30 protein-coding genes are annotated in these 25,160 nt (G+C 60.7%); 18 read left to right on the top strand and 12 right to left on the bottom strand.

What is annotated here, in order from left to right; translation table 11 throughout:
- The 3 genes from AC4IHP_RS25375 to AC4IHP_RS25365 all read left to right on the top strand — a co-directional run.
- Window positions 1-193: hypothetical protein (locus tag AC4IHP_RS25375; protein ID WP_490833033.1), on the top strand; the 193-nt coding region annotated here is incomplete at its 5' end.
- Window positions 186-1,073 carry a threonine/homoserine exporter RhtA gene (gene rhtA / locus AC4IHP_RS25370; RefSeq protein WP_490833032.1) on the top strand — a complete coding sequence of 296 codons (888 nt, stop codon included), beginning with the start codon at window positions 186-188 and terminating at the stop codon, window positions 1,071-1,073. The genes AC4IHP_RS25375 and rhtA, both read left to right, overlap by 8 nt.
- A gap of 168 nt (window positions 1,074-1,241) precedes the next feature.
- Complete coding sequence (locus AC4IHP_RS25365; RefSeq protein ID WP_039759777.1) at window positions 1,242-1,523, top strand: hypothetical protein; 282 nt, start codon at window positions 1,242-1,244, stop codon at window positions 1,521-1,523.
- Here AC4IHP_RS25365 and AC4IHP_RS25360 read toward each other — a convergent pair whose 3' ends face one another.
- Entirely contained in the window at window positions 1,524-2,093 is a 570-nt protein-coding gene (locus AC4IHP_RS25360) for a TetR/AcrR family transcriptional regulator (RefSeq protein WP_490833031.1), read from the bottom strand. It abuts the gene before it with no gap.
- 91 nt (window positions 2,094-2,184) lie between these two features.
- Between AC4IHP_RS25360 and AC4IHP_RS25355 the strand changes: the two genes are divergently transcribed.
- Both AC4IHP_RS25355 and AC4IHP_RS25350 read left to right on the top strand, forming a co-directional pair.
- Window positions 2,185-2,913: an SDR family oxidoreductase gene (locus AC4IHP_RS25355; RefSeq protein WP_460120444.1), complete on the top strand. Its 729-nt coding sequence runs from the start codon at window positions 2,185-2,187 to the stop codon at window positions 2,911-2,913.
- Window positions 2,914-2,953: 40 nt separating this feature from the next.
- Entirely contained in the window at window positions 2,954-3,550 is a 597-nt protein-coding gene (locus tag AC4IHP_RS25350) for a 2-hydroxychromene-2-carboxylate isomerase (RefSeq protein WP_490833030.1), read from the top strand.
- A gap of 44 nt (window positions 3,551-3,594) precedes the next feature.
- Here the strand turns inward: AC4IHP_RS25350 and AC4IHP_RS25345 are convergent, their stop codons facing one another.
- The 5 genes from AC4IHP_RS25345 to AC4IHP_RS25325 all read right to left on the bottom strand — a co-directional run bounded on the left by AC4IHP_RS25345 (window position 3,595) and on the right by AC4IHP_RS25325 (window position 8,292).
- Window positions 3,595-5,403 (bottom strand): aminopeptidase P family protein, encoded by a 1,809-nt coding sequence (locus AC4IHP_RS25345; protein WP_490833029.1) that lies wholly within the window; start codon window positions 5,401-5,403, stop codon window positions 3,595-3,597.
- 68 nt (window positions 5,404-5,471) lie between these two features.
- Window positions 5,472-6,638 carry an aminotransferase class V-fold PLP-dependent enzyme gene (locus AC4IHP_RS25340; protein WP_490833028.1) on the bottom strand — a complete coding sequence of 389 codons (1,167 nt, stop codon included), beginning with the start codon at window positions 6,636-6,638 and terminating at the stop codon, window positions 5,472-5,474.
- Window positions 6,639-6,842: 204 nt separating this feature from the next.
- Window positions 6,843-7,457 carry a LysE family translocator gene (locus AC4IHP_RS25335; RefSeq protein ID WP_133339307.1) on the bottom strand — a complete coding sequence of 205 codons (615 nt, stop codon included), beginning with the start codon at window positions 7,455-7,457 and terminating at the stop codon, window positions 6,843-6,845.
- 101 nt (window positions 7,458-7,558) lie between these two features.
- Window positions 7,559-7,828 carry a hypothetical protein gene (locus AC4IHP_RS25330; RefSeq protein WP_016770723.1) on the bottom strand — a complete coding sequence of 90 codons (270 nt, stop codon included), beginning with the start codon at window positions 7,826-7,828 and terminating at the stop codon, window positions 7,559-7,561.
- Window positions 7,829-7,929: 101 nt separating this feature from the next.
- The gene (locus AC4IHP_RS25325; RefSeq protein WP_056788591.1) at window positions 7,930-8,292 is read right to left on the bottom strand and encodes an antibiotic biosynthesis monooxygenase; all 363 of its coding nucleotides are present in this window, start codon (window positions 8,290-8,292) and stop codon (window positions 7,930-7,932) included.
- Between the two features lie 92 nt (window positions 8,293-8,384).
- Here AC4IHP_RS25325 and soxR point away from each other — a divergent pair, with 92 nt between their 5' ends.
- The 10 genes from soxR to AC4IHP_RS25275 all read left to right on the top strand — a co-directional run bounded on the left by soxR (window position 8,385) and on the right by AC4IHP_RS25275 (window position 15,889).
- The gene (gene soxR, locus AC4IHP_RS25320; protein WP_490833027.1) at window positions 8,385-8,837 is read left to right on the top strand and encodes a redox-sensitive transcriptional activator SoxR; all 453 of its coding nucleotides are present in this window, start codon (window positions 8,385-8,387) and stop codon (window positions 8,835-8,837) included.
- 111 nt (window positions 8,838-8,948) lie between these two features.
- Complete coding sequence (locus AC4IHP_RS25315; protein WP_490833026.1) at window positions 8,949-9,407, top strand: VOC family protein; 459 nt, start codon at window positions 8,949-8,951, stop codon at window positions 9,405-9,407.
- A 215-nt stretch (window positions 9,408-9,622) separates the two neighbouring features.
- A complete protein-coding gene (locus AC4IHP_RS25310) occupies window positions 9,623-10,822 on the top strand; it encodes a PepSY-associated TM helix domain-containing protein (protein ID WP_133339317.1) in 1,200 nt (399 codons plus the stop codon).
- Window positions 10,819-11,361 carry a thiamine pyrophosphate-binding protein gene (locus AC4IHP_RS25305; protein WP_490833025.1) on the top strand — a complete coding sequence of 181 codons (543 nt, stop codon included), beginning with the start codon at window positions 10,819-10,821 and terminating at the stop codon, window positions 11,359-11,361. The genes AC4IHP_RS25310 and AC4IHP_RS25305 overlap by 4 nt, the downstream gene beginning before the upstream one ends.
- Window positions 11,358-11,699, top strand: a complete 342-nt coding sequence (locus AC4IHP_RS25300) for a hypothetical protein (protein WP_490833024.1) — start codon at window positions 11,358-11,360, stop codon at window positions 11,697-11,699. The genes AC4IHP_RS25305 and AC4IHP_RS25300 overlap by 4 nt, the downstream gene beginning before the upstream one ends.
- Complete coding sequence (locus AC4IHP_RS25295; RefSeq protein ID WP_490833023.1) at window positions 11,696-12,271, top strand: DUF6162 family protein; 576 nt, start codon at window positions 11,696-11,698, stop codon at window positions 12,269-12,271. The genes AC4IHP_RS25300 and AC4IHP_RS25295 overlap by 4 nt, the downstream gene beginning before the upstream one ends.
- A gap of 35 nt (window positions 12,272-12,306) precedes the next feature.
- Window positions 12,307-13,236, top strand: a complete 930-nt coding sequence (locus AC4IHP_RS25290) for a metal ABC transporter substrate-binding protein (RefSeq protein WP_130912594.1) — start codon at window positions 12,307-12,309, stop codon at window positions 13,234-13,236.
- Window positions 13,233-14,084, top strand: a complete 852-nt coding sequence (locus AC4IHP_RS25285; RefSeq protein WP_490833022.1) for a metal ABC transporter ATP-binding protein — start codon at window positions 13,233-13,235, stop codon at window positions 14,082-14,084. Before AC4IHP_RS25290 ends, AC4IHP_RS25285 begins: the two co-directional genes overlap by 4 nt.
- The gene (locus AC4IHP_RS25280; RefSeq protein ID WP_007917717.1) at window positions 14,084-14,983 is read left to right on the top strand and encodes a metal ABC transporter permease; all 900 of its coding nucleotides are present in this window, start codon (window positions 14,084-14,086) and stop codon (window positions 14,981-14,983) included. Before AC4IHP_RS25285 ends, AC4IHP_RS25280 begins: the two co-directional genes overlap by 1 nt.
- Entirely contained in the window at window positions 14,984-15,889 is a 906-nt protein-coding gene (locus tag AC4IHP_RS25275) for a metal ABC transporter substrate-binding protein (RefSeq protein ID WP_460120466.1), read from the top strand.
- A 176-nt stretch (window positions 15,890-16,065) separates the two neighbouring features.
- Here the strand turns inward: AC4IHP_RS25275 and AC4IHP_RS25270 are convergent, their stop codons facing one another.
- The 5 genes from AC4IHP_RS25270 to AC4IHP_RS25250 form a co-directional block, all read right to left on the bottom strand.
- Window positions 16,066-16,290: an MbtH family protein gene (locus tag AC4IHP_RS25270; protein ID WP_041478467.1), complete on the bottom strand. Its 225-nt coding sequence runs from the start codon at window positions 16,288-16,290 to the stop codon at window positions 16,066-16,068.
- 83 nt (window positions 16,291-16,373) lie between these two features.
- Complete coding sequence (locus tag AC4IHP_RS25265) at window positions 16,374-17,786, bottom strand: aspartate aminotransferase family protein (protein WP_490833021.1); 1,413 nt, start codon at window positions 17,784-17,786, stop codon at window positions 16,374-16,376.
- A gap of 142 nt (window positions 17,787-17,928) precedes the next feature.
- Complete coding sequence (locus AC4IHP_RS25260) at window positions 17,929-18,414, bottom strand: GNAT family N-acetyltransferase (RefSeq protein WP_460120472.1); 486 nt, start codon at window positions 18,412-18,414, stop codon at window positions 17,929-17,931.
- Between the two features lie 217 nt (window positions 18,415-18,631).
- Window positions 18,632-19,954: an ATP-binding protein gene (locus tag AC4IHP_RS25255; RefSeq protein ID WP_490833020.1), complete on the bottom strand. Its 1,323-nt coding sequence runs from the start codon at window positions 19,952-19,954 to the stop codon at window positions 18,632-18,634.
- A complete protein-coding gene (locus AC4IHP_RS25250; RefSeq protein ID WP_042607836.1) occupies window positions 19,954-20,634 on the bottom strand; it encodes a response regulator in 681 nt (226 codons plus the stop codon). The genes AC4IHP_RS25255 and AC4IHP_RS25250 overlap by 1 nt, the downstream gene beginning before the upstream one ends.
- Before the next feature lie 155 nt (window positions 20,635-20,789).
- On the opposite strand from AC4IHP_RS25250, the gene dsbD reads away from it, so the two are divergent.
- From dsbD to dsbG, 3 genes are read left to right on the top strand one after another with little or no spacing between them, the layout of a single operon-like run.
- Window positions 20,790-22,523, top strand: coding sequence for a protein-disulfide reductase DsbD (dsbD, locus tag AC4IHP_RS25245; RefSeq protein ID WP_490833019.1), 1,734 nt, complete (start codon window positions 20,790-20,792; stop codon window positions 22,521-22,523).
- A complete protein-coding gene (locus AC4IHP_RS25240) occupies window positions 22,523-23,404 on the top strand; it encodes a TlpA family protein disulfide reductase (protein WP_490833018.1) in 882 nt (293 codons plus the stop codon). The genes dsbD and AC4IHP_RS25240 overlap by 1 nt, the downstream gene beginning before the upstream one ends.
- A complete protein-coding gene (dsbG, locus tag AC4IHP_RS25235; protein WP_101155609.1) occupies window positions 23,380-24,150 on the top strand; it encodes a thiol:disulfide interchange protein DsbG in 771 nt (256 codons plus the stop codon). Before AC4IHP_RS25240 ends, dsbG begins: the two co-directional genes overlap by 25 nt.
- 123 nt (window positions 24,151-24,273) lie before the next feature.
- Here dsbG and AC4IHP_RS25230 read toward each other — a convergent pair whose 3' ends face one another.
- Complete coding sequence (locus AC4IHP_RS25230; protein ID WP_490833017.1) at window positions 24,274-25,089, bottom strand: alpha/beta fold hydrolase; 816 nt, start codon at window positions 25,087-25,089, stop codon at window positions 24,274-24,276.
- Between the last annotated feature and the right edge of the window lie 71 nt (window positions 25,090-25,160).

The raw sequence follows: 25,160 nt of genomic DNA, 5'->3' as shown, positions 1-25,160 counted from the left end.
TTCCGTTTCGACTGCGCCGGAAGTGGGGCGAATTATAGACCTCTGGAATCTGCCGTCAACCGTTAATTTCGCTTTTCATTCAAAAGAGCAAAAAGCGCCTCTATATATAGACGCAGCCCAATCCAGTGCGCAGTATATTGCCCACTCCCACAACAATACTGTTTTGCCTTGGATGCTGCCGCGCAATGAATGACCAACCCCGCTCTCTCGCCTCCACGTTGTTTCCGGTTTGCCTGCTCATGATAGCAATGGCATCCATCCAGTCAGGGGCTTCTCTGGCCAAAAGCATGTTCCCGATTATCGGGGCACAGGGGACGACCACGCTTCGCCTGATCTTTGCCAGCGTGATCATGTTACTGATACTAAGGCCGTGGCGCGCAACGTTGACTGCCAAGTCCCTGCGTACCGTGATCGTTTACGGAATGGCATTGGGCGGAATGAACTTCCTCTTCTATATGTCCTTGCGGACGGTGCCGCTGGGCATCGCCGTTGCGCTGGAATTCACCGGCCCATTGGCCGTAGCTATCTATGCCTCTCGCCGCGCCATCGATTTCCTCTGGATCGCGCTTGCTGCGGCCGGCTTGCTTCTATTGATACCTACCGGAGCTACCAGTGCAGGCATAGATCTGGTCGGTGCGGGCTACGCGTTGGGAGCTGGCGTCTGCTGGGCGCTGTACATTCTGTTCGGGCAGAAGGCCGGTGCCGACAACGGTGTAACTACGGCAGCCTTGGGCGTGATGATCGCTGCGCTGTTCGTCGCGCCGATCGGCATCATTCACGCCGGCGCTGCGCTGCTTACGCCATCACTTATTCCGATCGCCATCGGAGTCGCCGTTCTCTCCACCGCCCTGCCCTACACCCTGGAAATGGTAGCCCTCACTCGAATGCCCGCACGCACCTTCGGCACGCTCATGAGTATTGAGCCGGCCTTCGGCGCGCTGTCAGGCCTGCTTTTTCTCCAGGAATACCTTTCATTGTCACAATGGCTGGCCATCCTGTGCATTATTCTGGCATCGGTGGGCGCAACGATGACCATGGGCAGTGGAGCAAAGCCTGCTGTCGCGGCCGACTGAAGCGTAAGCAAACTGACCTCTGGTAATTGGCGCTCATTTAGGCCATGTTTAGCTTCGTAACCCATCGCCAGGCATGGATTTTTTCGCAAAGGACGGCGCAACGCTGCAAACGCGAGCGAATACAGGCAGACCCGAGCACCAGACTCGCGGCCGCTATTAAGGATGGTAATGAAACGAATTTTGCTATTGATCGCCCTGCTGGCGATCGCGAGTTGCGCAGCGACCTCGGAAACCCAGGTCAAGCGCGGCAAGAAGGGGCTGCATATCAACTGTTCCGGACTTTCATCTTCATGGGACAAGTGCTACACGAGCGCCGCCAACTCCTGCGCCCCCAAGGGTTACAAGGTGATCGCCAAATCCGGGGATGCGGTAGAGGAACCTGGTGATTATCCGTTCGGCCTGAACCCCGCCGGTTACACCAGCCGCAGCATGATCGTCATCTGCAAATAACTACTCGGCTCGTGGCAAAGCGAGCTGACGCGTAATTTCCGCATGGCTTGAGCGCAACACCGTACGCTGCATATCCGGTGTTGCCAGCATGCGCGCGACTACCAACGCACCCACGCACTGCGAAAGCACCGACCAGGCCAGACTCTCGCTTTCCAGTATCTGAGCCCAGCCCTGCTGAAGGCGGCAGATCCACTCTTCAGCCTGCTCGCGCACCTGCACATCGGCACGGGCAATCTCCGCGCCCAATGTCGGCAGCGCGCAACCGACCTCAGGTTGCTCGACGTGCGCCATGCTCAGGTACTGCTTCAGACAGCGCTCCAGCCGCTGCCGATCTGCACCGCCCTGGCCACCAAGGCGCTCAAGGCTTTCACTCAACTCTCGCTCGACGATGGCAGCGAACAGCGCATCCTTTGATGAAAAGTGGCTGTAGAACGCCGCGCCACTCAAACCGATGGCTTTCATCAGGCCATCCACGCCCACCGTGGAAAACCCCGATTTTTTCGCCGACAGCGCGCTGCTCTGCAGCAACCGTTCGCGGGTTTCCGATTTATGTCCGGCCGAATAACGCATGCCCTCTCCTGAAATAGCTCGCCTTGACGCTGCGCAAATCCTAGCATAACGTTCGTTAACTAAACGATCGTTAACCAAAAAGGGTTCACCCATGAATAACAAGAAGGTCGTGTTGGTTGTCGGGGCCGGCGATGCCACGGGCGGAGCGATTGCCAAGCGTTTCGCCAGTGAAGGTTTCATCGCCTGCGTGACCCGGCGCAGCGCCGACAAATTGCAGCCACTGGTTGATGCAATCATCGCTGAGGGCGGTGAGGCTCATGGTTTTGCCTGCGATGCGCGTAAGGAAGAAGACGTCATAGCGCTGATTGAAGACATCGAAACCCGAGTCGGCCCGATTGAGGCCTTTGTCTTCAACATCGGCGCCAACGTGCCCTGCAGCATTCTCGAAGAAACCGCACGCAAATATTTCAAGATCTGGGAGATGGCCTGCTTCTCCGGCTTTCTCAATGCCCGTGAAGTGGCCAAGCGCATGGTGACTCGGCAGCGCGGCACGATTCTGTTCACCGGAGCCACGGCCGGGTTGCGCGGAGCTTCTGGATTTGCCGCTTTCGCTGGAGCCAAGCATGGCATCCGCGCACTGGCACAAAGCATGGCGAGAGAGTTGGGGCCGATGAACATTCATGTCGCCCACGTCGTGGTTGATGGTGCGATCGACACCGATTTCATCCGTAACAGCTTTCCCGAGAAATACGCGACCAAGGATCAGGACGGCATTCTCAATCCAGAGCACATCGCCGAAAACTACTGGTATCTGCACAGTCAGCCGCGGGATGCCTGGACCTTCGAGCTGGACCTGCGCCCATGGAACGAACGCTGGTAAGCCCTCCCCCCCATTACAACAATAAGAGAGCAACTCGATCATGACGAAAACCGTGGAATTCTATTTCGACCTTGGCAGCCCCGCTACCTATCTGGCATACACCCAACTGCCGAAGATTTGCGCCGATGCCCAAAGCGAACTGACCTATATTCCAATGCTGTTGGGAGGGGTGTTCAAAGCCACCGGCAACGCTTCGCCGGCAATGATTCCGGCCAAGGGTCGCTACATGTTTAAGGACCTCGATCGCTTCGCCAAACGCTACGGCGTCCAGCTGAGATTCAATCCGCACTTTCCAATCAACACGCTGATATTGATGCGTGCCGTCACTGGCATGCAGATGCACCAGCCGCAGCGTTTCGCGGAGTTCGTCGATTGCCTGTTCAAGGCTCTTTGGGTAGAAGGCCGTAACCTCAACGATCCGCAAACCGTAGCCGCCGTGCTCACTGAAAACGGCTTCGATCCCCAAGAGACAATGGCGCTGACCAACGATGAATCAGTCAAAGCCGCACTCAAGGAAAACACCGAAGCCGCCATCAAGCGCGGCGTTTTCGGTGCCCCCAGCATGTTCATCGGCGATCAGTTGTTCTTCGGTCAGGATCGACTCGACTTCGTAGAAGAGGCGTTGCGCCAGGATTGAAGCCGAGCCCCAAGGCACCGCGAGCGGCGCCTTGGGTAAATCGATCAAATGGCCACAGTGCGCTCGTTCAGCCAGCTCAGAGCCGCACCGTCCAGCAATGGGCTCAGACGCTCACGCACCTCGCAATGGTAGTCGTTCAGCCACTGCTTTTCTTCATGGGTCAGCAGGTCGGCAATCAGGCAGCGGGTATCGATCGGGCACAGCGTCAGGGTTTCGAACTTGAGGAAGTCGCCGAATTCGCTGCTGCCGGCCTCGCGGTTCATCGCCAGGTTCTCGATGCGCACGCCCCAGCGGCCTGGGCGATAAGTGCCGGGTTCGATCGAAGTGATCATCCCCGGTTGCATCGCTGTTTGCGGTGCCGGTGCCGCTTGATAAGCGATCACTTGCGGACCTTCGTGAACGTTGAGGAAATAGCCCACGCCGTGACCGGTGCCGTGACCGTAGTCGACGTTGTCAGCCCAGATCGGCGCACGGGCGATCGCGTCGAGCAGCGGGGAAAGAATGCCTTTCGGGAATCGTGCCCTCGACAAGGCAATCACGCCTTTCAACACGCGCGTGCAATCCTGCTTTTGCTCTTGCGTCGGCGTCCCCACCGGGACCATGCGGGTGATGTCTGTGGTCCCGCCGAGGTACTGGCCGCCGGAGTCGATGAGCAACAGACCATCACCCTCGATCACCGCATGCTCTTCCTCGGTAGCGTGATAGTGCGGCATCGCGCCATTGGCGTTGAACGCGGCAATGGTGTTGAAGCTCAGCGAAACGTAATCGGGACGACGTTCCCGGGCAGCGGTAAGTTTCTCGTCGATGGTCAGTTCGGTGATGCGCTCGCGCCCCCACGCCGATTCCAGCCAGGCAAAGAATTCGCACAATGCCGCGCCATCCTGCTCCATCGCTTTGCGGATGTGCTGAGCGTCGGCTTCGCTTTTCTGCGATTTGGCCAACGTAGTCGGGTTGAGACCCTCGACCAGTTTCACGCCACTGTCCAGGTGATCCAGCAAACCTGTGGTCACTCGCGCCGGATCGACCAGCAGGCTCGCGCCACTCGGCACAGACCGCAACGCATCGGCCACTTCGCTGTAATCACGCAGCGTTACGCCATCCTGTTCAAGCACAGCGCGCAGATCGGCATCGACCTTGCTCAGCGCCACAAACAGCGTGGCCTGTTGCTGATTGATCAAAGCGAACGAAACAAACACCGGATTGAACGAGACATCACCGCCACGCAGGTTGAACAGCCAGGCGATGTCATCCAGGGTGGCGATGAAGTGCCAGTCGGCACCGCGCTCTTGCAAGGTTTCGCGCAATTTCGCGAGTTTCTCGCCACGGCTGACGGTCGCTTGCGGCGGCAGATGCGGATAGATCGGCGCGTTCGGCAGGCTTGGACGATCACGCCAGACTTCCTGCAACAGGTCGATATCGGTGCGCAGGCGAGCGCCGCGTGCTTCGAGTTTGCTACCCAGTGTGCGCGCCGACGCCACTGCCATCACCGCACCATCGACCGCAACGACGCCGCCTTCAGGTGTTTGCTCGGCGAGCCAGTCCAGCGGGCTCGGCTGCCCCGGTTGCAGCTTGACCAGTTCGATGCCACTGCCGTTGAGCTCTTTCGTCGCCTGCTCCCAGTAACGACTGTCGGCCCATACACCGGCGAAATCAGCCGTGACGATCAGCGTACCGACCGAACCGTGGAAACCCGACAGCCACTGCCGGCCCTGCCAGTAACCCGGCAGGTATTCCGACAGATGCGGGTCGGCGGACGGCACCAGCAGCGCATGGATGCCTTCGCGGCGCATCAGTTCACGGGTATGCGCCAGGCGCTGAGGTACCGATCCTTCGGTCAAGGTGTGGGAACTCATCATGTCTCCTGCTAATCGCGTCATCGTTATTGTTCGTAGCCTTGGCGGCCATGGAAAGCGTCGGCTGTTTAAAGCCCTGTCGCCCAGAATGCCGGGGCACTGGCGCAGGCGGTTGTGATCAGGTCAACGGCCTTGTCGACATCCTCGACGGTGGTAAACCGCCCGAGGCTCAAGCGAATGGTACGCCCCGCCAGCCGCGCATCGTGCCCGAGCGCGAGCAGCACGTGGGACGGCGCATTACTTGCGGAATTACACGCCGACGTCGCGGAAAACGCGATCGAATGGCTCAACGCAGCGCTGTTGAACTCGCCCTCGCTGAACGTCAGGCTCAGGGTGTGCGGAATACGTTGCGAGGCACAGCCATTGAGGCGCACGCCGGGCAACTTCAAAAGCTGTTCGAGCAAGCGTTCGCGCAAAGCGATGATGGACTTTTTCTCTTCAGCGAATGCGTCGGCGGCCAACGCGAATGCAGCGCCCATCCCGGCAATCTGGTGAGTCGCCAGGGTCCCGGAGCGCAAGCCACCTTCGTGACCGCCACCATGGATTTGCGCCTGCAAGCGTTGCTGCGCCTGCGGGCCGACGTACAAGGCGCCGATGCCCTTGGGGCCGTAGACTTTGTGTGCGGAAAACGACATCAGATCCACCGGCCAGCGGCTCAGATCGATCGCGACCTTGCCAGCGCCCTGCGCGGCGTCGACATGAAACAGGGCCTGCCGACTGCGCACCACCTCGCCAATCGCCTCGACATCGTTGACCGTGCCCAATTCATTGTTGACCAGCATCAGCGACACCAGAAAGGTGTCATCACGCATCGCTTCGCTGACCGCTTGCGGCGTGATCAAGCCTTGGGCGTCCGGCACCAGATAGGTCACGGCAATGCCCGAATCCTGCAATTGCCGCGCGGTGTCGAGAATGGCCTTGTGTTCGATCTGACTGGTAATGATGTGCCCGCCGCGAACGCCACGGGCCTGAGCGACGCCTTTGAGGGCGAGGTTGTTGGATTCAGTGGCACCGGAGGTCCAGACAATCTGCTCAGGCTGCGCGCCGACCAGATCGGCAACTTGCCGGCGCGCCTGCTCGACCGTTTGCCGGGCCTGCTGGCCGAAGGCGTGGGAGCTGGACGCCGGGTTGCCGAAGTTACCGTGAAAACCCAGACATTCGATCATCACCTGGATGACCCGCTCGTCCACCGGGGTGGTGGCGGCGTAATCGAAATACAACGGACGTGTGTTCATAAAGGACTCGCAGAGCGTGTTCCGGGATCAGGAGGCTCGTGTCTGCAAACGACAATGCACAGCCTCGTGAGCTGTGCATGGGTTCGAGAGCGTCATCAATACCTGATCGGATGCCGTTAAAGAAGTAGGGCTTCATTAAAAGTGCGTAGGAACGCTCCTGAAACCGAGCTTAACAGGCATCGGGCCGGCGATTGAAGCAATGCGTCAATGAAAGCTTTCCAGAAGTAACGGATACAACGAGATCACCAACAGCGCGGCCATGCCCCAATTGAACACGCGCAACCAGCGCGGATCCTTGAGCACATTGCGCAACAGCGTGCCGCACGCCGCCCACAGGCCGACGCTGGGCAGGTTGATGATGGCGAACACCGCCGCGATGATCACGACGTTATAGAAATAACCCTGCATGGGCGTGTACGTGCTGATGGCACCGATGGCCATGATCCAGGCCTTGGGATTGACCCACTGGAACGCTGCAGCGCCCAGATAGCTGATCGGTTTCGCCTCGCCGACGGCACTGTCACCGACCGGGCCGGAGTGGGCGATCTTCCACGCCAGATACAGCAAATACGCCGCGCCGACATAGCGCAGCACTGTGTAGAGAATCGGATAGGCCTGAAACACCGCGCCAAGGCCGAAGCCCACCGCTACCACCAACAGAAAGAAGCCGCAGCTGATGCCGAGCATGTGGGGAATGGTGCGGTTGAAACCGAAGTTCACTCCGGACGCCAACAACATGGTGTTGTTCGGCCCCGGTGTGATCGAGGTAACAAGGGCAAACAGGGCAAAGCCCAACAGCAGATCAAGCGAGAGGTTCATCAAAGCAGTCCATCCAGGGTCATTCAGCTGTTGACCCTATCCCACACGGCCCGGCAAACCCACGGACAGTTAGGGAAAACTTCAAGCAGTACAGTTTGCTTTCAGCTTGGACGACCGTGCAGCTGTATGGCACGTTCGGCGCTCATCTCACCCTGTTGATCGAAGCCGAAGGTCTTCTGCGGCTGGCCGAGCAATTGGGCTTTTTTCGCGTGGTATTCGTCGAACGACAAACCGCTGCGGTTCAGCGCTTCCAGTGCCAGTTCGCGGGATTCTTCAGCGGTGTAAGGGCGCAGCTCGGGCGAAACATGGCCGGCACAACCGGCGAGTACGGAAACAGCGAGCATCAGCGAAACAGTCAGTAAACGGTTCATGGGAGCGTCCTGGCGAGCAATGTGGGGTCGATGGAGAAAGGCTACGCCCGGGCACGCTCGCGCAGAAATCAACGCTCTCAATAGTGGCTATCAGGTTTGCGCTAATACTGGCTGACCGGCAGACGGCAATGCAGCGCATCGTCGTGGCTGCGGGCAATGCTGCTGTGCACCTGGAATGAATTGAAGGTCACGGTTTTCGCCCGATGCGTACGGATCAACTGCCAGAAATCCTCTTCGCCGCGTTCGAAACTGCGAAATGCCGCCTCGCCCGCTTCGCGACTTTGCCACTGCAAAAAGCTCAACACTCGGCGGCCGTCGTCGCTGGCTTGCACGCTGGCGCTGAGAAATCCGTCGTAACGCTGAGCCAGACCCTCGGTCTGCGTCGCCAGAGCCGAGACCAGCGCCGCTTGCTGACGAGGTTCGATTTCGAATTCGATCAATTGGGTAAAGCTGCGATTGCTCATGGAAAGCCCCACTCATCTTGAAGCGAGCCTTGCGACCCGAAGAGCTGCAGGGTAAAACCTCTAGTTAAGTCAAGGTCAAGAGCATTTTCAGCATGATCAGCAAAGAGCAGGTACACAAGCCTCTCACCGTCGGCGAAGTTTCTGCGCGCAGTGGCGTCGCGGTCACCGCGCTGCATTTTTATGAAGCCAAAGGTTTGATCAAGAGTGAACGCAATGCCGGCAATCAGCGCCGCTATCCGCGTGCAGTTCTGCGCCGGGTGGCGTTGATCAAAGTCGCGCAACGGTTGGGGATACCGCTGGCGGAAATCGGCGAAGCGCTGAAGATCCTGCCGCAGGATCGCGCGCCGTCGGCGGCGGACTGGAAAATGCTGTCTGAACAATGGCAGGGCGAGCTCGATGAACGAATCAGGCAATTGACGCTAATGCGCGATCAGCTCACCGGGTGCATCGGCTGCGGCTGTCTGTCCATGGAAGCGTGTCCATTACGCAATAAAGGCGACATGCTCGGCGACCGAGGGCCAGGCCCGCACTTTCGCGATGAATGATGATTGCTGCTCGTCGGCGGAAAATCTGCGCAGTAAGGACGGTTCTATAGTGATTGCTCCGGGTAAACCGGTGTAACCACATCTGTTGAAAACAAAAACAGGGAGAACGTCATGAGCGTCAAACCCATTCCCGAGGGGTATCACAGCATTACCCCGTATCTCGGCATCCAACAGGCCGCCGAGGCCATCGAGTTCTATAAAAAAGCCTTCAACGCCAGCGAAGTCATGCGCCTGACCATGCCCGACGGCAATATCGGCCACGCCGAACTGCGCATCGGCGACAGCGCAATCATGCTGGGCACGCCTTGCGATCAAGGCCCCTTGAGCAACCCGCAGCAGGCGGTATCGATCGGCTTGCACCTGTATGTCACCGATGTCGACCAGTCCTTTCGACAAGCGCTGGATGCCGGGGCGCAAAGCGTCTCCGAGGTCAAAGACCAGTTTTATGGTGATCGCAGCGGCACGCTGAGAGATCCGTTCGGCCATCTGTGGTTTCTCGCCACGCACAAAGAGGATCTGAGCGAAGAGCAGATTCGCCAACGTGCAATGGAGATGTTTAACCAAGGCTGAGGGCTTTTTGCCTCGGATCGACCGACAAAAAACGCACTGTCGATGTAATTGCGAAACATTTACTTTCATATCCGCTTTCGGGATTTTCTTCGCTCATCCGTCTTATAGGAATGCAGGCCGTTCGCGTAGGCAAAAGCCACGAACGGCCTCCCGGGGAGTTCCGTGCTGCGAAGCCCGTAGCCCGGCCCCTTCCACCGCAATCAAGACGCGCAATCATGTCGAAGAAATCCCGTTCCAAACTGTGGTTCCTGGTGCATAGCTGGCTGGCGTTGCCGATCTGGTTCTTTGTATTGATCGTCTGTGTCACCGGCACGCTGGCGGTGGTCAGCCAGGAAATTGTCTGGCTGGCCAACCCGCAAATGCGCGCCAGTCAGCCGTCGGACGACGCGCCGCGACTGAGCTACGACCAGATCCTCGCTGCGATCAAACAAGCCGAGCCGCAAACCCTGGTGCAGAGCATCAATCGTCCGGACGAGTCGCACTTTGCCCTCGACGTTGAAGTCAGCTACCCCGACGGGCGCTCGCTGACGGTCTATGTCAATCCGTATACCGGGGTCATCCAGGGCACCGCGCCGGCCTTCGATTTCAAGGCGTTCACCCGCGCCCTGCACGGCTGGTGGCTGGTGCCGTTCACCAATGGCTACAGCTGGGGCTGGTATCTGGTGTCACTGCTCGGCGTACCGATGCTGGTGTCGCTGATTACCGGGCTGGTGGTCTACAAGCGCTTCTGGAAAGGTTTTCTGCGCCCGACCCTGCGTGTACGCCATGGCGCGCGGATTTTCTGGGGCGACTTTCATCGCCTGTGCGGCATCTGGTCGATCTGGTTCATCGCGGTGATTTCCATCACCGGCATCTGGTTCCTGATCAAGGCGATCCTGTTCGATAACCAGATTTCGATTTCCAGCGAGCCGATCATCCCGGCGATGTCCCGCGAAAGTGTGCCGATCTCGGCCGCCGGCACCCCGCCGCCGCGTATCAGCCTGGACCGCGCCATCGAAATCGCCCAGCAGAAGATTCCGGGGCTGGAAGCCAGCTACGTCAACCTGCCGGGCAATGCCTACTCGCACATGAGCGTCAGCGGCCGTGGCTGGTATCCGCTGATGTATCAGACCGCGACTCTCAACCCGTACAACGGCGAAATGGCCTCTTCACGGCTGCTGTCCGACCGGTCCTCGCTGGAATTCGTCACCGAGTCCATGCGTCCGCTGCACACCGGCGACTTCGGTGGGATCTGGATCAAGTTGATCTGGTTCTTCTTCGGACTGTTGTTGAGCATGATGATTCTCAGCGGCCTGCTGATCTGGACCAAGCGCACCGCCCTGGCCACGGCCAACGCGCTGAAACGCGAGGACAAGAAAAACCGCATCAAGGCACAACCGGCGCTGCGCCGTGAACCTTCGGAGGCCAGTCTGTGAACAAAGCCATCTCGGTCACACCGCCGTCGCGCCTGTCGCGCTTCTGGCACAAGTGGCGCTTCCACATCAACGTCCTGTTGCTGTTGATCCCGCTGGGCTTCATGCCGAAATACTTTGCCGATGCCTCGCTGTTTCGCGGCGACAGTGGCCTGGGTCAACGGGAAATAGGCACCGTTCAGGTCGGCCCGTGGAGCCTGCGCCTGGCCGAGTTACGCGAAGAGGCGCCGCACCTGAGCGGTCCGGCCGGCTATATGAAGGATTTCACTGCCGCCGTTTGTGATACCTGCGTCGAACAGGTCAAGGCCACTTACCTGCGCATCGGCAAACCGCGCAGCCTGCGCGCCGCCGGCACGATCTTCTTCGGTACGCCTTATCGCATGGGCACGCAAATGCCGATCCCGGCAAAAACCAAACCTGACGCCGAGCTGTGGATCACCATGGAAGGCTGGGACGGCAGCATGCATCAGGCCTCGATCCCGCTGAGCCAAGCCTCCCCCGCCACGGTTGCATGGCTGAACAGACAAGGAGCCAAACCATGACTCGCTCACCTCTTCATAACCGCTTGCTGGCAAGCGCCGCGCTGCTGGTGCTGAGCGCCGGTTTCAGTGCCAGCGCCGTGGCGCACAACCCGATGTGCGAATGCAAAGCCATCGATGCCGAACAGATCAAATGCACCGGCGGTTTCTCCGACGGCAGCGGCGCGCCGGGCGTGACCCTCGATGTGATCGGCTACGACGAAACCATTCTGGTGCCGGGCAAACTGGGTGAAGACTCGACGCTGACGTTCAAGAAGCCCGGCAGCGAGTTCTATGTGCTGTTTGACGCCGGCCCCGGCCACGTTGTGGAAATCGACCAGGCGGATATTGAAGCCCCATGAGTAGCCCGACGACGCAAGTGGTACGCCCGGCCGGCGCCGGTCATGAAACCCTGAATGTACTCCTGTTATGCCTGCTGATCCTCGCGGTCGCCGGCTCGGTGGTGGCGTGGCGCGGGGTTTCCCATGAACCGGAGCCGGTCGCCAGCAACCAGTTCGACGCCCGCCGTGATCTCAGCGCCGCCGAGCAAGGCATCTATGCCGACCTGCGGGTGACCCTCGACGAAATCCGTTTGCTGCGCGAAGAGCAACACGCCCTGCCGACGCCACAAATGCTCGCCGAAGAAGGTTTCGCGCCGTTCGCGCAGGATGCCAGTTCGGTCAGCCGTGGCGGTCATGCGTGGCAAATGCTCGCCGATCGTGCCTATTTCGGTCGGAGTGCGACGCCTGATGTCGCCGGTTCGTTTCTGATGCGCGTCGGCACTGACGCCAACGCCGCACCGGACATCTGGCTGAACCGCAGCGCCGATCCCGCACCTGCTGAGGATCTGTCCGACGCCGCGCTGTCCGCCGCTGGCTGGAAACAGATCGTCGCGCAATTCGATGCCGGGGTCACCCGCGAACATCGCCATTGATTCCTCGCCTTTATCCGAGAGAAGACTGCTTGCCCATGTCCATTTCATCTCCTCGCCGTCCCTTGTTACGCCTGTTTCTGCTTGGCCTGTGCGCCTGCCTGTTGAGCCCACTGGCCAGCGCCGAGCAAGGCAAACGCCTGCGTATCGGCATCACTCTGCATCCGTATTACAGCTACGTCGCCAACATCGTCGGCGACAAGGCCGAAGTGGTGCCGCTGATTCCTGCGGGCTTCAATCCGCACGCCTACGAACCGCGCGCCGAAGACATCAAGCGCATCAGCGGACTGGACGTGATCGTGCTCAATGGCGTCGGCCATGACGACTTCGCCGACCGGATGATCGCCGCCAGTGAAACACCCAACGTAAAAACCATCGAAGCCAACGAGAACGTGCCGCTGCTGGCGGCCACCGGTGTCGCTGCGCGCGGCGCCGGCAAAGTGGTCAATCCGCACACGTTCCTGTCGATCAGCGCCTCCATCGCCCAGGTCAACAACATCGCCCGCGAGCTGGGCAAGATCGACCCGGAAAACGCCAAGACCTACACCCAGAACGCCCGCGCTTACGGCAAACGCCTGCGGCAGATGCGCGCCGACGCGTTGGCCAAACTGACCCAGGCACCGAATGCCGAACTGCGCGTGGCCACCGTGCACGCAGCTTACGACTATCTGTTGCGTGAATTCGGTCTGGAAGTGACGGCCGTGGTCGAACCGGCCCACGGCATCGAGCCGAGCCCAAGTCAGCTGAAAAAAACCATCGACCAGTTGCGTGAACTCGACGTCAAAGTGATCTTCTCGGAGATGGATTTCCCATCCAGCTACGTCGACACCATCCAGCGCGAATCCGGGGTGAAGCTGTACCCGCTGTCGCACATTTCCTACGGCGAATACACCGCCGACAAGTACGAAAAGGAAATGACCGGCAACCTCAATACTGTGGTTCGGGCGATTCAGGAGTCGGGGGCATGACGTCGAAAGAAACCCTGATCCCTGACAGCACCAATAACCCGGTGGGAGCGAGCCTGCTCGCGAAGACGCCGGATCAGGCAACATCTTCGCTGAATGACACACCGCATTCGCGAGCAGGCTCGCTCCCACAGGGGATAACCGGGCCATCGCTGGAGTTTACGGAAGTGAGCCTGACGCTGGGGCGAACGACGATTCTCGACAAGGTCAGCTTCCAGGTGCAGCCCGGCAGCGTGCATGCGCTGGTCGGCCCCAACGGCGGTGGCAAGAGTTCGCTGATCAAAACCCTGCTCGGGCAAATGCCGCATCAGGGCCAGCTCAGTCTGCACTGGCCCGGCGAGCCAGGCACCATTGGATACGTCCCGCAGGCGCTGGAGTTCGATCGCGGCTTGCCGATGACCGTCGACGATTTCATGGCAGCGATGTGTCAGCGCCGCCCGGCCTTCCTCGGTTTGAGCAAACACTACGCCGGCGCCATCGGCGAGGCGCTGGAGCGCGTCGGGATGCAGGACAAGCGCAAGCGGCGCATGGGCGCGCTGTCCGGCGGCGAGCGGCAGCGGGTGCTGCTCGCGCAAGGTTTGATTCCGGCGCCGCAGCTGCTGGTGCTCGACGAGCCGATGTCGGCCCTCGATGAGGCCGGGATTCAGGTATTCGAACGTCTGCTGACTGACTGGCGCGCGGCGGGTATCACCGTGCTGTGGATCGAGCATGATCTGGAAGCGGTGGGTCGGCTGGCCGATCGGGTTACCGGTCTCAACCGCCGCGTGCTGTTCGATGCCACACCGCAACAGGCACTGACTCCGGAGCGTCTGCTGACGCTGTTTTCTACCCATCCACGGAGCGCGGTCTGATGAGTTACGAAGCCTTTCGGCTGATGGTCCAGGGTTGGGCGTCTTCCGGTTATCTGCCCGAGGCGCTGGCCTACGGTTTTGTCGTCAATGCGCTGCTCGCCGGCTTGCTGATCGGCCCGGTGCTGGGCGGGCTCGGCACGCTGGTGGTGGTCAAGCGCTTCGCGTTCTTTTCCGAAGCAGTCGGCCATGCGGCGCTGACCGGTGTCGCCATCGGCATCTTGCTCGGCGAACCCTACACCGGCCCGTACGGCAGCCTGTTCGGCTACTGCCTGCTGTTCGGCATCCTGCTCAATTACCTGCGCAACCGCACCGGTCTGGCACCGGATACGCTGATCGGCGTGTTTCTCTCGGTGTCGCTGGCCTTGGGCGCGAGCCTGCTGTTGATCCTCGCCGGCAAGATCAACGTGCACATTCTGGAAAACGTGTTGTTCGGTTCGGTACTGACCGTCAACGGCAATGATCTGGCGGTGCTGGCGATCGTCGGTTCGCTGGTCATGGCCCTCGCCCTGCCGCTGTACAACCGCATCATGCTCGCCAGTTTCAATCCGCAACTGGCGGCGGTGCGTGGCGTAGCGGTGAAGACCCTGGATTACCTGTTCGTGATTCTGGTGACGTTGATCACCGTTGCGGCAGTGAAGGTGATCGGCGCAATTCTGGTCGGTGCCTTGCTGGTGATTCCGGCGGCGGCAGCGCGTTTGCTCAGCCAGTCACTCAAAGGATTTTTCTGGTGTTCGGTGCTGATCGCCACCGTCAGCACGCTGTGCGGGATTCTTGCGCCAATCGTGTTCGACCTGCCGATTCCGTCCGGCGCCGCGATCATTCTGGTCGCCGGCATCGCTTTCGCCCTCGCCGCCATTGCGCGCGGCGTCGTCCCCAGCCTGAAAGGGAATCTTGGATAAATGGCTTTTTCACTGCGTAACCTGACTCTGGCCATGGCCCTGTGTGGCGTGGTTTGCACCCCACTGCTGGCGGCTGAAAGTGCGAAACCCCTGCGCGTCCTGGCCTCGTTACCGATCACCTATGGATTGGGCGAAGCATTGCTCAAAGGTACCGACGTCAAACTCGAACGCGCGGCGCCGGCCAACCTTCCGGGTAGCCGTCAGACTGCGTATTTCACCGGCCGTGGCGCTCCGACGCTGAGCAAACTGGCCACTGACGCGGACGCGGTGATCGGTCTGCGCTCACTGTGGGCCGATGATCCGCTGTACCCGATCGCGCGCCGTAGCAACATTCGTATCGTCGAAGTCGATGCCGCTCGTCCGGTCGACGGCGCCCTGCCCGGCATCGCCGTGCAGCCAGGCCTGCAGGTTGATGGCCTGAACAGTCAGCCATGGCTGGCGAGCAACAACATGGGGCGCATGGCCGATGTGATGGCGGCGGACCTGGTGCGCCTGGCACCGAGCGCCAAGCCTGCGATCGAAGCCAACCTGGCGGCGTTGAAACAGCGCCTGCTGAAACTCAGCGCCGACACCGAAGCGCGGCTGGCCGATGCGGATAATCTGAGTGTGATGAGCCTTAGCGATCACTTCGGCTATCTGATTGGTAGCCTGAACCTTGAACTGGCCGGACAGGACGCGCGCCCCGACGCCGATTGGACGCCAGATGAGTTGAAGAAGCTGACGGCGACGCTCAAGGAAAATGACGTGGCAGTGGTGCTGCACCATCGCCAGCCCGCAGAGCCGGTGAAAGCGGCGATTGCCGAGTCTGGTAGTCGGCTGGTGGTGTTGAGTACCGATGCGGCGGATCCGCTGGCGGAGCTGGAGGGGAATGTGGATCTGTTGCTCAAGGGGTTGAGCGGAGCGTAGTTTCAGTAAGACCGCGTAATCGTTCTTCGCGAGCAGGCTCGCTCCCCCAGTTGCAATGCGATTCCCTGTGGGAGCGAGCCTGCTCGCGAAGAGGCCCGCACCCACAACGTCACTCTCCAGACATGAAAAAACCCGCTGACCGTCACTGGTCCAGCGGGTTTTTTATGCCCGGTCGCTTATTGCGCCGCGACTTGCGCATCCATCTTCTGGCGCAGGCTCAACGGGCGCATGTCGGTCCAGACTTCTTCGATATAGGCCAGGCATTCCTTTTTCAGGCCGCTCTTGCCCACGGTGCGCCAGCCTTCCGGCACGGCTTTGTAATCGGGCCAGATCGAGTATTGCTCTTCGTGGTTGACCACGACCTGAAAGAGGATGTCCTCGCGGTCGAATACTGACGTCATGCTGGTTCTCCATCGTTGTAAGGTCGGCTGCACAACGGATGCAGCCGGGGTATGTATAAAGAACGTTCGCCGCGCGGAAAAATTTACAGCGCGGCGGTGGCAGCGGCCAATGCGCGACCGAAGATCTCGGCCACCCGATCGATTTCCGCTGCGCTGATCACCAGCGGCGGCAGGAAGCGCACGACCGCGCCATGGCGCCCGCCCAACTCCAGAATCAAGCCACGCTTGAGGCATTCACGCTGCACCAGTGGCGCCAGACGCGCGAATGCCGGCGGATGACCGAGCGCGTCGGGCGCACCGTTCGGGTCGACCAGTTCGACGCCGAGCATCAGGCCGCGACCACGGATATCGCCCAGTTGCGGGAAGTCGCGTTGCAGGATGTGCAGATGTTCGCTGAGTCGATCACCCATGGCGTCAGCGTGCTCACAGACCTTGTGCTCCACCAGATAGCGCATCACCGCCGAACCGGCGGCCATGGCCATCTGATTGCCACGGAACGTCCCGGCATGGGCGCCCGGTTGCCAGGTGTCGAGCCAGTCGCGGTAAACCACCACCGCCAACGGCAGGCTGCCACCGATGGCTTTGGACAACACCACCACATCCGGAACGATGCCTGCGTGTTCAAAGGCAAACATCTTGCCGGTACGAGCGAAACCGCTCTGGATCTCATCGACAATAAGCGCCACACCAGCCTTCTCGGTGATCCGGCGCAAGCCGCGCAACCACTCGATGTCCGCCGGTATCACGCCGCCCTCGCCCTGCACCGCCTCGACAATCACCGCCGCCGGCAGTTGCACGCCGGCCTCGGGATCGTTGAGCAGGTTTTCCAGATAACTCAGATTGGCGTTAACGCCCGCCGCGCCACCGAGGCCGAACGGGCAGCGGTAATCGTAGGGAAAGGGCATGAATTGCACGCCACTGCTGAGCAAGGCACCCAGTGGTTTTTTCGGCCCCAGGCTGCCCATCAGGCTCAACGCGCCCTGGCTCATGCCGTGATAACCGCCGGAAAAGGACAGCACGGTACTGCGGCCAGTGGCTGTGCGCACCAGTTTCAGCGCGGCTTCCACGGCGTCGGTGCCGGTCGGGCCGCAGAACTGGATTTTCGCCTGCGCCGCCAGTTCCGTGGGCAGCAGTCCGAACAGGTCCTGGACGAATTGATCCTTGACCGGCGTAGTCAGGTCGAGGGTGTGCAGCGGCAGTTCATCGGCCAGCACCTGCTGGATCGCCTCGATTACCACCGGGTGGTTATGCCCCAGCGCCAGCGTGCCGGCCCCGGCCAGGCAGTCGATGAATGTACGTCCTTCAACATCCTCGACATACAAGCCCTTGGCACGCTTGAGCGCCAAGGGAATACGCCGAGGATAGCTGCGCGCGTTGGACTCCTGCCGACTCTGGCGCGCCAGCAACGGTGATTCGTTGAATTCGTATAACGTTTCCGCCGGCGCCGAGGCGACCCGGGCCGACGACGCTTCGATAAGACTGGTGGCGACTGACATCTCTCGACCCCTCAATTCGCTATGGATAGTGACCAGAACAGCACACCGACAGGTGCGCGTTCCGGTCGCGGGGCGCACTTGCAGGTTTTCCTGTTCTGGAAACGCTTCAGCGCGGTGCGGATTTACACCCTTGATCGAGTTGTCAGCCCGGTGAGGACAAAGGTTTCTGCAGCGGCACGGTTTGCAAGCCGGTGGAGTGGCCGGGTGGCGCTGCCTGTTGGTAACCCAGATGCCGATAGAACGCCTCGGCGGTGCGGGTGCTGTTGAGGTGAACATGCTGCACACCACGAATGCGCAACCAGCCTTCAAGATCCTGCATCAGCGCCCGGCCGACGCCCCGGCGAAAGGACTCCGGCTGGACGTAACACAGCAGGATTTCGCCACTGACCTGCGCCATGCCGACACCGACCGGTTTGTCTTCGTACGAAGCGATACAGAGATAGAAGTGTGAGTCGGCGAGCCGGCTACTGATGAAATCGGCGGGGGAGCGGTTGAGCCAGTCGCTGACGAGAAGTGGATGGTTGCGGTGATCGAGTGCACAACCGATACGGATCGAGCGCTCGACAATGCGGTTGATGATGCCGGTGTCGGCCAGGGTGGCCGGACGTATGCAGACGGGTGCTTCCATGGCGCAGTTCCCTCAATCCATTGAGTCAAAGCTGCGTTGACCTTAGCCCCACCCCTGGCGGATAGCGAACGCCGATAAGTTACATTTGATGTGGAAGAACGTGATCATTTGTGGGAGCGAGCCTGCTCGCGAAAGCGTCAGGCCAGTCAACGTCGATGTTGAATGACTTACCGCATTCGCGAGCAGGGCTCGCTCCCACAGGGGATCTGAGGTGCGATCAGAGAGATTGCAACGGCATGGTCAGTTCGACCTGCAAGCCATCCGGGCGGCTGTCGAAATGCAAAGCGCAGTCACAGCGCTGCACAATTGCCTGAACAATCGCCAGACCCAGCCCGCAACCGGTGCTCTGCACGTTGCGCCAGAAGCGCTGAGTCAAATGCTGTATGTCATCAGGCGCGATGCCCGGGCCATGGTCGCGCACCACAAAGCGCACGCGCTTGCCGATGTTCTCCAGCTTGACCTCGACGGCACAATCGTCAGGCGTATGGCGCAGGGCGTTGTCGAGCAGGTTGCGCAGTGCAGCAATCGCCAGCACCGCAGGCATTTGCAGCGGCGCGGTGGACAGGTCGTCCGGCACGTGCAGTTTGATCCGCAGCCGTTCACCGCCGGTGGCGTCCTGAATCGCCAGTCGGGCCACTTGCTCGGCGCTGCATTGCGAGCCGTCATCAAACGACAGACTGCCTTCGACCCGCGCCAGCAACAGCAACTGCTCAAGGGTGCGGTGCAGGCGATCGGCACCCTCCTCGGCGCGGGCCAGCGATTGATCGCGGGCACTGCCGTCGGTCATGCGCGCCACTTGCAGGTGGGTCTTGATCGCCGTCAGCGGACTGCGCAGTTCATGTGCGGCGTCGCCGGTCAGGCGACGTTCACGCTCGATGGTCTTGCCGATGCGCTGGAACAATTGATTCTGGGTTTCCAGCAACGGCTTCAATTCGCTGGGAAACGCCTGCAACTGCAATGGTTCAAGAGAGTCGGCATTGCGTCGCATCAGCGCCTCTCGCAGACGATTGAGTGGCGCCAGGCCCTGACCGATGCCCAGCCACAGCAGGCACAAGCAACCCAGCAAAGCCACGCCAACCGGTACCGATGCGGCGAGCAGAATCGACATGTTCAAGGCTTCGCGCTCGATCTGCCGATCCGCCGTAGTGATGCGCACATCGCCGCGGGCCAGGGTGAAGCTGCGCCACGGCGCGCCGTCGATCATCTGATCGTGGAAGCCCATTTTTTCCGCTTCCAGCGCCTGTTCGGGATTGTTATGGCTACGGGCAAGGATTTCCCCGCGCAATGAGCTGACCTGACAGGCCATCCCCCCGGGAATATTCAGCTGTTCGGCGCTGAAGTGGGTGCCCTCGCCCTTGCTTGGCAGCGTCGGCAATTGCTCGAGCAGGCCGGCAACCATGCGCGCCGAAGCAACCAGGCGCTGGTCGAGGGAAAACATCATCTGATTGCGCAGATCGCTGAGCATCCACGCCGCCGCCAGCGCCCAGATCAGCGCGAAGGCGGCGCCGAGCGTCAGACTCAGGCGCAGGCGCAGACTCATCACTTGCCTTGCTCTCCGCCATCGGCAGGCCCGAGGCGATAGCCCAGACCGCGCACGGTTTCGACGATGCCCTTGCCGAGTTTGCTGCGCAGGTGATGGATATGCACGTTCAGCGCGTTGCTTTCCAGCTCATCGTTGAAGCCGTAGACGCTGTCCTTCAGTTGCTCGGTGGACAGCACCCGGCCGCGATTGTGCAGTAGCGCCTGCAACAGTGACTGCTCGCGACGCGACAAGTCCACCGGTTGCCCGGCCAGGCGGGTTTCCCGGCTGCTCGGGTCGTAGGTGAGCGCGCCGTGCTCGATCAGATTGACGCTGCGCCCGGCTACCCGACGCAGCAGGGTTTGCAGGCGGGCGAACAGTTCGCGCAGGTCGAATGGCTTGAGCAGATAATCGTCGGCGCCGGCCTGCAAACCGTCGACACGATCAGTCACTGAATCGCGAGCGGTGAGGATCAACACAGGGATTTCCAGCCCGCTCTGTCGCAGCTGTTGCAGCAACTTGAGGCCATCTTCGTCGGGCAGGCCGAGGTCGAGCACCATCACGTCGAATTCCGCGACCTTGAGCATCGCCCGCGCCTTCGACGCGGTGTTGACGTGCTCGACAGTCAGACCCTGAGCCGTGAGCCCGGCAACGATACCGCTGGCGATCAGCTCATCGTCTTCGCAAACCAGTACGTGCATGGTGAATCCCACAGGAAAAAAGCGGATTAGGCAGTTGGCCGATTAAGCTGACATTATGGCGCCCAACGCCACTGCGACAAGGGCATGGCGGTTAATCATCGGTTAATCGCCGCTGCCCATTGTGCACCTCACTTGCACAGGGACAAGGCTTCTCCATGCGTCATTTTTTTGTTTTGTTTGCGTTACTGATCTCGGGCCTGGCCCAGGCTGGAAACAATCCTTTCGATACGAAACCGGACTTCTTGCCGGTCGACCAGGCGTTCGTGTTGACTTCCGAGCGTCTGGATTCAGGCGAAACCCAGCTGTTCTGGCAGATCATTGACGGCTACTACCTTTATCAGAAACGTTTGAAATTCGATGGACTGGCCGCCGATCAGCAGCCGGTGCTGCCTGAAGGCGAATCCCACAGCGATGAGTTCTTCGGCGAGCAGCCGGTCTATCGCCAAGGGCTGGAAGTGAAGATCCCGGCGGCGGCCAGCGGTCAGATCAAAGTCAGTTATCAGGGCTGCGCCGATGCCGGCCTGTGCTACCCACCGCAAACTCGGGTGATCGATCTGGGCGGCAAAGCCGCAACAACAACGGGTGCTGAAGCGCCGGATCAGGCCTTGGCCAGCAGCCTGCAACAACGGGCGCTGGGCTGGAGCCTGTTAGTGTTCTTCGGCCTGGGTCTGCTGTTGGCGTTCACTCCGTGCTCGCTGCCGATGCTGCCAATTCTGGCCGGCATGATTGTCGGCAGTGGTGCCACGCCTCGACGCGGTTTTGCCTTGGCCAGCAGCTATGTAATCTGCATGGCGCTGGTCTATGCGGCGATGGGCGTGATTGCTGCACTGCTCGGTGCGAACCTGCAGGCGTGGTTGCAGAATCCTTGGCTGCTCGGCGCATTCGCAGCGGTCTTCGTGATACTGGCGTTACCGATGTTCGGCTTCTTCGAGCTGCAACTGCCGGTGGCCCTGCGTGATCGACTTGAACATGCGTCGCGCAGCCGCAGCGGCGGCAGCCTGATCGGCGCCGGTGTGCTGGGCGCATTGTCCGGTCTGTTGGTCGGGCCGTGCATGACCGCGCCACTGGCGGGCGCGCTGCTGTACATCGCGCAGAGCGGTAACGCCTTGCACGGCGGTCTGATTCTGTTTGCGCTGGGCATCGGCATCGGTGTGCCGCTGTTGCTGCTGGTCACCGTCGGCAACCGCTTCCTGCCGAAACCCGGCGCGTGGATGAATCTGCTCAAGGGCATATTCGGCTTCCTGTTTCTTGCCACTGCATTGCTGATGCTGCGTCCGGTACTGGATCCTTCGTTGTGGCTGGGCCTGTGTGGCGCGCTGCTGTTGATCGCCGCTTACAGTGCCTGGAAACAATCGGCAGGGTTTGGCCGCGTCGCGCAGATGTTTGGCGCCTTGTCCCTATTGCTCGGTTTGTGGGGCAGCGTGTTGGTGATCGGTGCGGCGGGCGGCAGCGATGATCCGTATCAGCCATTGCAGGTCTACAGCACCGGCCGTGTCGCCAGCGCAGCGCCAAGTGGCCACGATGCCTTCACCACCATCAAGGAACCTGCCGCCCTGCAACGCGAACTCGATGCGGCCAAGGCTCAAGGCCAGTGGGTACTGCTCGATTACTACGCCGACTGGTGTGTGTCGTGCAAAGTCATGGAGAAGAAAGTGTTCGGTGAGGCCAAGGTCATGCAGGCCCTGAGCGACGTGCGCCTGCTGCGCCTGGATGTGACCGCCGACAACGTCGCCAGCCGCGAGCTGCTCAGTCGCTATAAGGTGCCGGGGCCGCCGACGTTCATCTGGATCGGCGCTGACGGTGAAGAACGCCGCAGCCAGCGCATCACCGGCGAGGTCGATGCCGAGACCTTCCTGCAACGCTGGTCCGCCACCCGAGACGCCAACTGATGCTGACGTTCACCCTCGGCACTTTCGCCATCGCGCTCAACCATCTGCTGCTGATCAGTGCTTTGGCGCTGGCGACGTTTGTCGGCTGGCGGGTCGCCAAGCGCGGCGGCGATAACCCCGAGTCGGCGCTGTTCAGCCTGTTCCTGCTGGGCATGCTTGCGGCGCGCATTGCGTTTGTCGCGCTGTACTGGTCGCACTATCGCAATGACCCGTGGCAGATCATCGATCTGCGTGACGGCGGTTTCCTCGCCTGGCCCGGGGTGATCGTTCTGTTGCTGGCGGCGTTGTATCGCGGCTGGCGCCGGCCCGCTTTGCGCCGCCCGCTGGGGTTCGGCGTGGTCAGCGGCGTGATGTTCTGGCTGCTCGCCACCTTGTCGCTGAACATTTACGAACAGGGTACGCGGCTGCCGGATATTTCCCTGCGCAACGCCGCCGGGGAAAAAATTCAGCTCAGTGACTATCAGGGCGGGCCGCTGGTGATCAACCTGTGGGCGACCTGGTGCCCGCCCTGCCGGCGAGAAATGCCGGTGCTGGAGAATGCCCAGCAACAGCGCCCTGACCTGACATTTCTGTTCGTCAATCAGGCCGAAAGCATGCAAAGCGTGGCGACGTTCCTGGAAACCCAGGGCCTGAGCCTGAACAACGTGCTGTTCGACCGCAGCGGCCGTCTCGGTCAGGCCGTGGGTTCCATGGCGTTACCGACTACGCTGTTCTATAGCCCGGACGGTCGCTTGCTGACCAGTCACCTCGGTGAACTGTCGAACGCCAGCCTCGCCCGCGCCCTGGAAACCTTCGACACTTCGCCTTCAAGCCCGAATCAGGCCGTTGCCCCGGCCAACTCTGCAAGGAAACTGCCATGCCCCGCCTCCGCCACCTGCTGACGCTGACCCTGGGCACTGCCCTGCTGCACTTGCCGTCGGTGCAGGCTGCTGAAGAACTGCCTGCGGCGATCAAAAAGATCGAAGCCAAGGGCGCGAAAATCGTCGGCCAGTTCGACGCCCCTGATGGCCTGCGCGGGTACGCCGCGCAATACCAGAATCGCGGCATGGCGCTGTACCTGACCCCGGACGGCAAACACGTCGTGGTGGGTAATCTGTACGATGCCGACGGCAAGGACCTGAGCAGCGAGCCGTTGCAGAAACTGGTCTACGCGCCGATGTCCAAGGAAGTCTGGGCCAAGTTCGAGGCGAGCAACTGGATTCAGGACGGCAACAAGGATGCACCGCGCACGGTGTACCTGTTCAGCGATCCGAACTGCCCGTACTGCAACATGTTCTGGGAACAGGCACGGCCATGGGTCAAGGCCGGCAAAGTGCAGTTGCGCCACATCATGGTCGGCATCATCCGCGAAGACAGCCCGGGCAAATCAGCCGCATTGCTGGCGGCGAAAGATCCGGCCAAGGCCCTGGAAGATCATGAAAAAGCCGGCAAGGGCAGCGCGCTCAAGGCCTTGAAGGACATCCCGGTCGCCGTGCAAACAAAACTCGCGGCGAACATGCAGTTGATGGAAGACCTGGAACTGCAGGCCACTCCAGCGATTTTCTACCTGGACGACAAAGGCGAACTGCAACAACAGCAAGGCGCGCCTTCGCCGGACAAGTTGGTGAAGATTCTCGGGCCTAAGTAGTTTTTTCATCGCCTGAACCGGCCCTTTCGCGAGCAGGCTCGCTCCCACAGTTGACTGCATTCCCTCAGCCAGAATGCGATTAACTGTGGGAGCGAGCCTGCTCGCGAATGAAGCTCACTCGGCCTAGTAGTTGCGCTCGGCCAGAAACGCCAGCAGCGCCTCAGTCACAAACCCGGGATTCTCCAGATTGGAGATATGCCCCGCCTCCGGTATCAGCACACACGGGCAACCGATCAATTCAGCCATTTCCCGTGCTTCCGAGGGAGGCCTTGGTTTGTCCTGATCGCCGCACAGCACCAGTGTCGTCGCTGGGTTCAACTCGCCGAGGCGTGGCAACAGGTCGTCGCGGCCAAACGTGATGCGTCCCATCGGTACAATGCTTTCGCGCAGACGCTCGGGCGAATAGCCCTGCAGTTTTGCGCGGAAGTCCTGATACAGCGCCGACTGCGGGTCGATGCCCGGGCGGAAGAAGATCGGTACGACGATGTCGAGCAGTTGTTCGGAGATGGTGCCGCTGTCTTCGATCTGCTTGAACAGCGAGAAGTAATACTGCCGGGTCGGTTCCGGCTCGACGCCAACGTAGGTGTCCATCAGCACCAGACCGTTGAGACGTTGTGGTGCTGACAGCGCCAGGCGCACGCCCCACATGCCGCCAACCGACAGCCCGACCAGAGTGACGCGGTCGATGTCCAGATGATCGAGCAAGGCCTGCGTCTGACGGGCGATGTCGTCCAGCGATGTGGTGCCTTCAGGTAACTTGCCGGACTCGCCATGCCCCCACAGATCCAAGGCAATGACGCGATAGTGCGGGGTCAGCGCGGCAATCTGCGGCGCCCACATCGCTTGATCCCAGAGATAACTGCCAGCCAGCAACACGGCCGGGCCGGTGCCTTGATCAATGTAGTGCAGCGCTTGTCCGTCAACCGTGAAAAAGGGCATCGACCACCTCCGCGAGAAAAAACAGAACCGGCAGACTGAGCTGCCGGTTGTTTATCGTCAAGGATGGAAAT

The sequence above is a fragment of the Pseudomonas sp. UF-293 genome (genome assembly GCF_058245595.1).
Note: the sequence above shows the minus strand (reverse complement) of the source record. Positions and strands in the feature narration are given on the sequence as shown.

Coding starts and splice junctions, on each gene's coding strand:
- rhtA (WP_490833032.1), top strand. CDS start 186: ATGAATGACCAACCCCGCTCTCTCGCCTCCACGTTGTTTCCGGTTTGC.
- AC4IHP_RS25365 (WP_039759777.1), top strand. CDS start 1,242: ATGAAACGAATTTTGCTATTGATCGCCCTGCTGGCGATCGCGAGTTGC.
- AC4IHP_RS25360 (WP_490833031.1), bottom strand. CDS start 2,093: ATGCGTTATTCGGCCGGACATAAATCGGAAACCCGCGAACGGTTGCTG.
- AC4IHP_RS25355 (WP_460120444.1), top strand. CDS start 2,185: ATGAATAACAAGAAGGTCGTGTTGGTTGTCGGGGCCGGCGATGCCACG.
- AC4IHP_RS25350 (WP_490833030.1), top strand. CDS start 2,954: ATGACGAAAACCGTGGAATTCTATTTCGACCTTGGCAGCCCCGCTACC.
- AC4IHP_RS25345 (WP_490833029.1), bottom strand. CDS start 5,403: ATGAGTTCCCACACCTTGACCGAAGGATCGGTACCTCAGCGCCTGGCG.
- AC4IHP_RS25340 (WP_490833028.1), bottom strand. CDS start 6,638: ATGAACACACGTCCGTTGTATTTCGATTACGCCGCCACCACCCCGGTG.
- AC4IHP_RS25335 (WP_133339307.1), bottom strand. CDS start 7,457: ATGAACCTCTCGCTTGATCTGCTGTTGGGCTTTGCCCTGTTTGCCCTT.
- AC4IHP_RS25330 (WP_016770723.1), bottom strand. CDS start 7,828: ATGAACCGTTTACTGACTGTTTCGCTGATGCTCGCTGTTTCCGTACTC.
- AC4IHP_RS25325 (WP_056788591.1), bottom strand. CDS start 8,292: ATGAGCAATCGCAGCTTTACCCAATTGATCGAATTCGAAATCGAACCT.
- soxR (WP_490833027.1), top strand. CDS start 8,385: ATGATCAGCAAAGAGCAGGTACACAAGCCTCTCACCGTCGGCGAAGTT.
- AC4IHP_RS25315 (WP_490833026.1), top strand. CDS start 8,949: ATGAGCGTCAAACCCATTCCCGAGGGGTATCACAGCATTACCCCGTAT.
- AC4IHP_RS25310 (WP_133339317.1), top strand. CDS start 9,623: ATGTCGAAGAAATCCCGTTCCAAACTGTGGTTCCTGGTGCATAGCTGG.
- AC4IHP_RS25300 (WP_490833024.1), top strand. CDS start 11,358: ATGACTCGCTCACCTCTTCATAACCGCTTGCTGGCAAGCGCCGCGCTG.
- AC4IHP_RS25295 (WP_490833023.1), top strand. CDS start 11,696: ATGAGTAGCCCGACGACGCAAGTGGTACGCCCGGCCGGCGCCGGTCAT.
- AC4IHP_RS25290 (WP_130912594.1), top strand. CDS start 12,307: ATGTCCATTTCATCTCCTCGCCGTCCCTTGTTACGCCTGTTTCTGCTT.
- AC4IHP_RS25285 (WP_490833022.1), top strand. CDS start 13,233: ATGACGTCGAAAGAAACCCTGATCCCTGACAGCACCAATAACCCGGTG.
- AC4IHP_RS25280 (WP_007917717.1), top strand. CDS start 14,084: ATGAGTTACGAAGCCTTTCGGCTGATGGTCCAGGGTTGGGCGTCTTCC.
- AC4IHP_RS25275 (WP_460120466.1), top strand. CDS start 14,984: ATGGCTTTTTCACTGCGTAACCTGACTCTGGCCATGGCCCTGTGTGGC.
- AC4IHP_RS25270 (WP_041478467.1), bottom strand. CDS start 16,290: ATGACGTCAGTATTCGACCGCGAGGACATCCTCTTTCAGGTCGTGGTC.
- AC4IHP_RS25265 (WP_490833021.1), bottom strand. CDS start 17,786: ATGTCAGTCGCCACCAGTCTTATCGAAGCGTCGTCGGCCCGGGTCGCC.
- AC4IHP_RS25260 (WP_460120472.1), bottom strand. CDS start 18,414: ATGGAAGCACCCGTCTGCATACGTCCGGCCACCCTGGCCGACACCGGC.
- AC4IHP_RS25255 (WP_490833020.1), bottom strand. CDS start 19,954: ATGAGTCTGCGCCTGCGCCTGAGTCTGACGCTCGGCGCCGCCTTCGCG.
- AC4IHP_RS25250 (WP_042607836.1), bottom strand. CDS start 20,634: ATGCACGTACTGGTTTGCGAAGACGATGAGCTGATCGCCAGCGGTATC.
- dsbD (WP_490833019.1), top strand. CDS start 20,790: ATGCGTCATTTTTTTGTTTTGTTTGCGTTACTGATCTCGGGCCTGGCC.
- AC4IHP_RS25240 (WP_490833018.1), top strand. CDS start 22,523: ATGCTGACGTTCACCCTCGGCACTTTCGCCATCGCGCTCAACCATCTG.
- dsbG (WP_101155609.1), top strand. CDS start 23,380: ATGCCCCGCCTCCGCCACCTGCTGACGCTGACCCTGGGCACTGCCCTG.
- AC4IHP_RS25230 (WP_490833017.1), bottom strand. CDS start 25,089: ATGCCCTTTTTCACGGTTGACGGACAAGCGCTGCACTACATTGATCAA.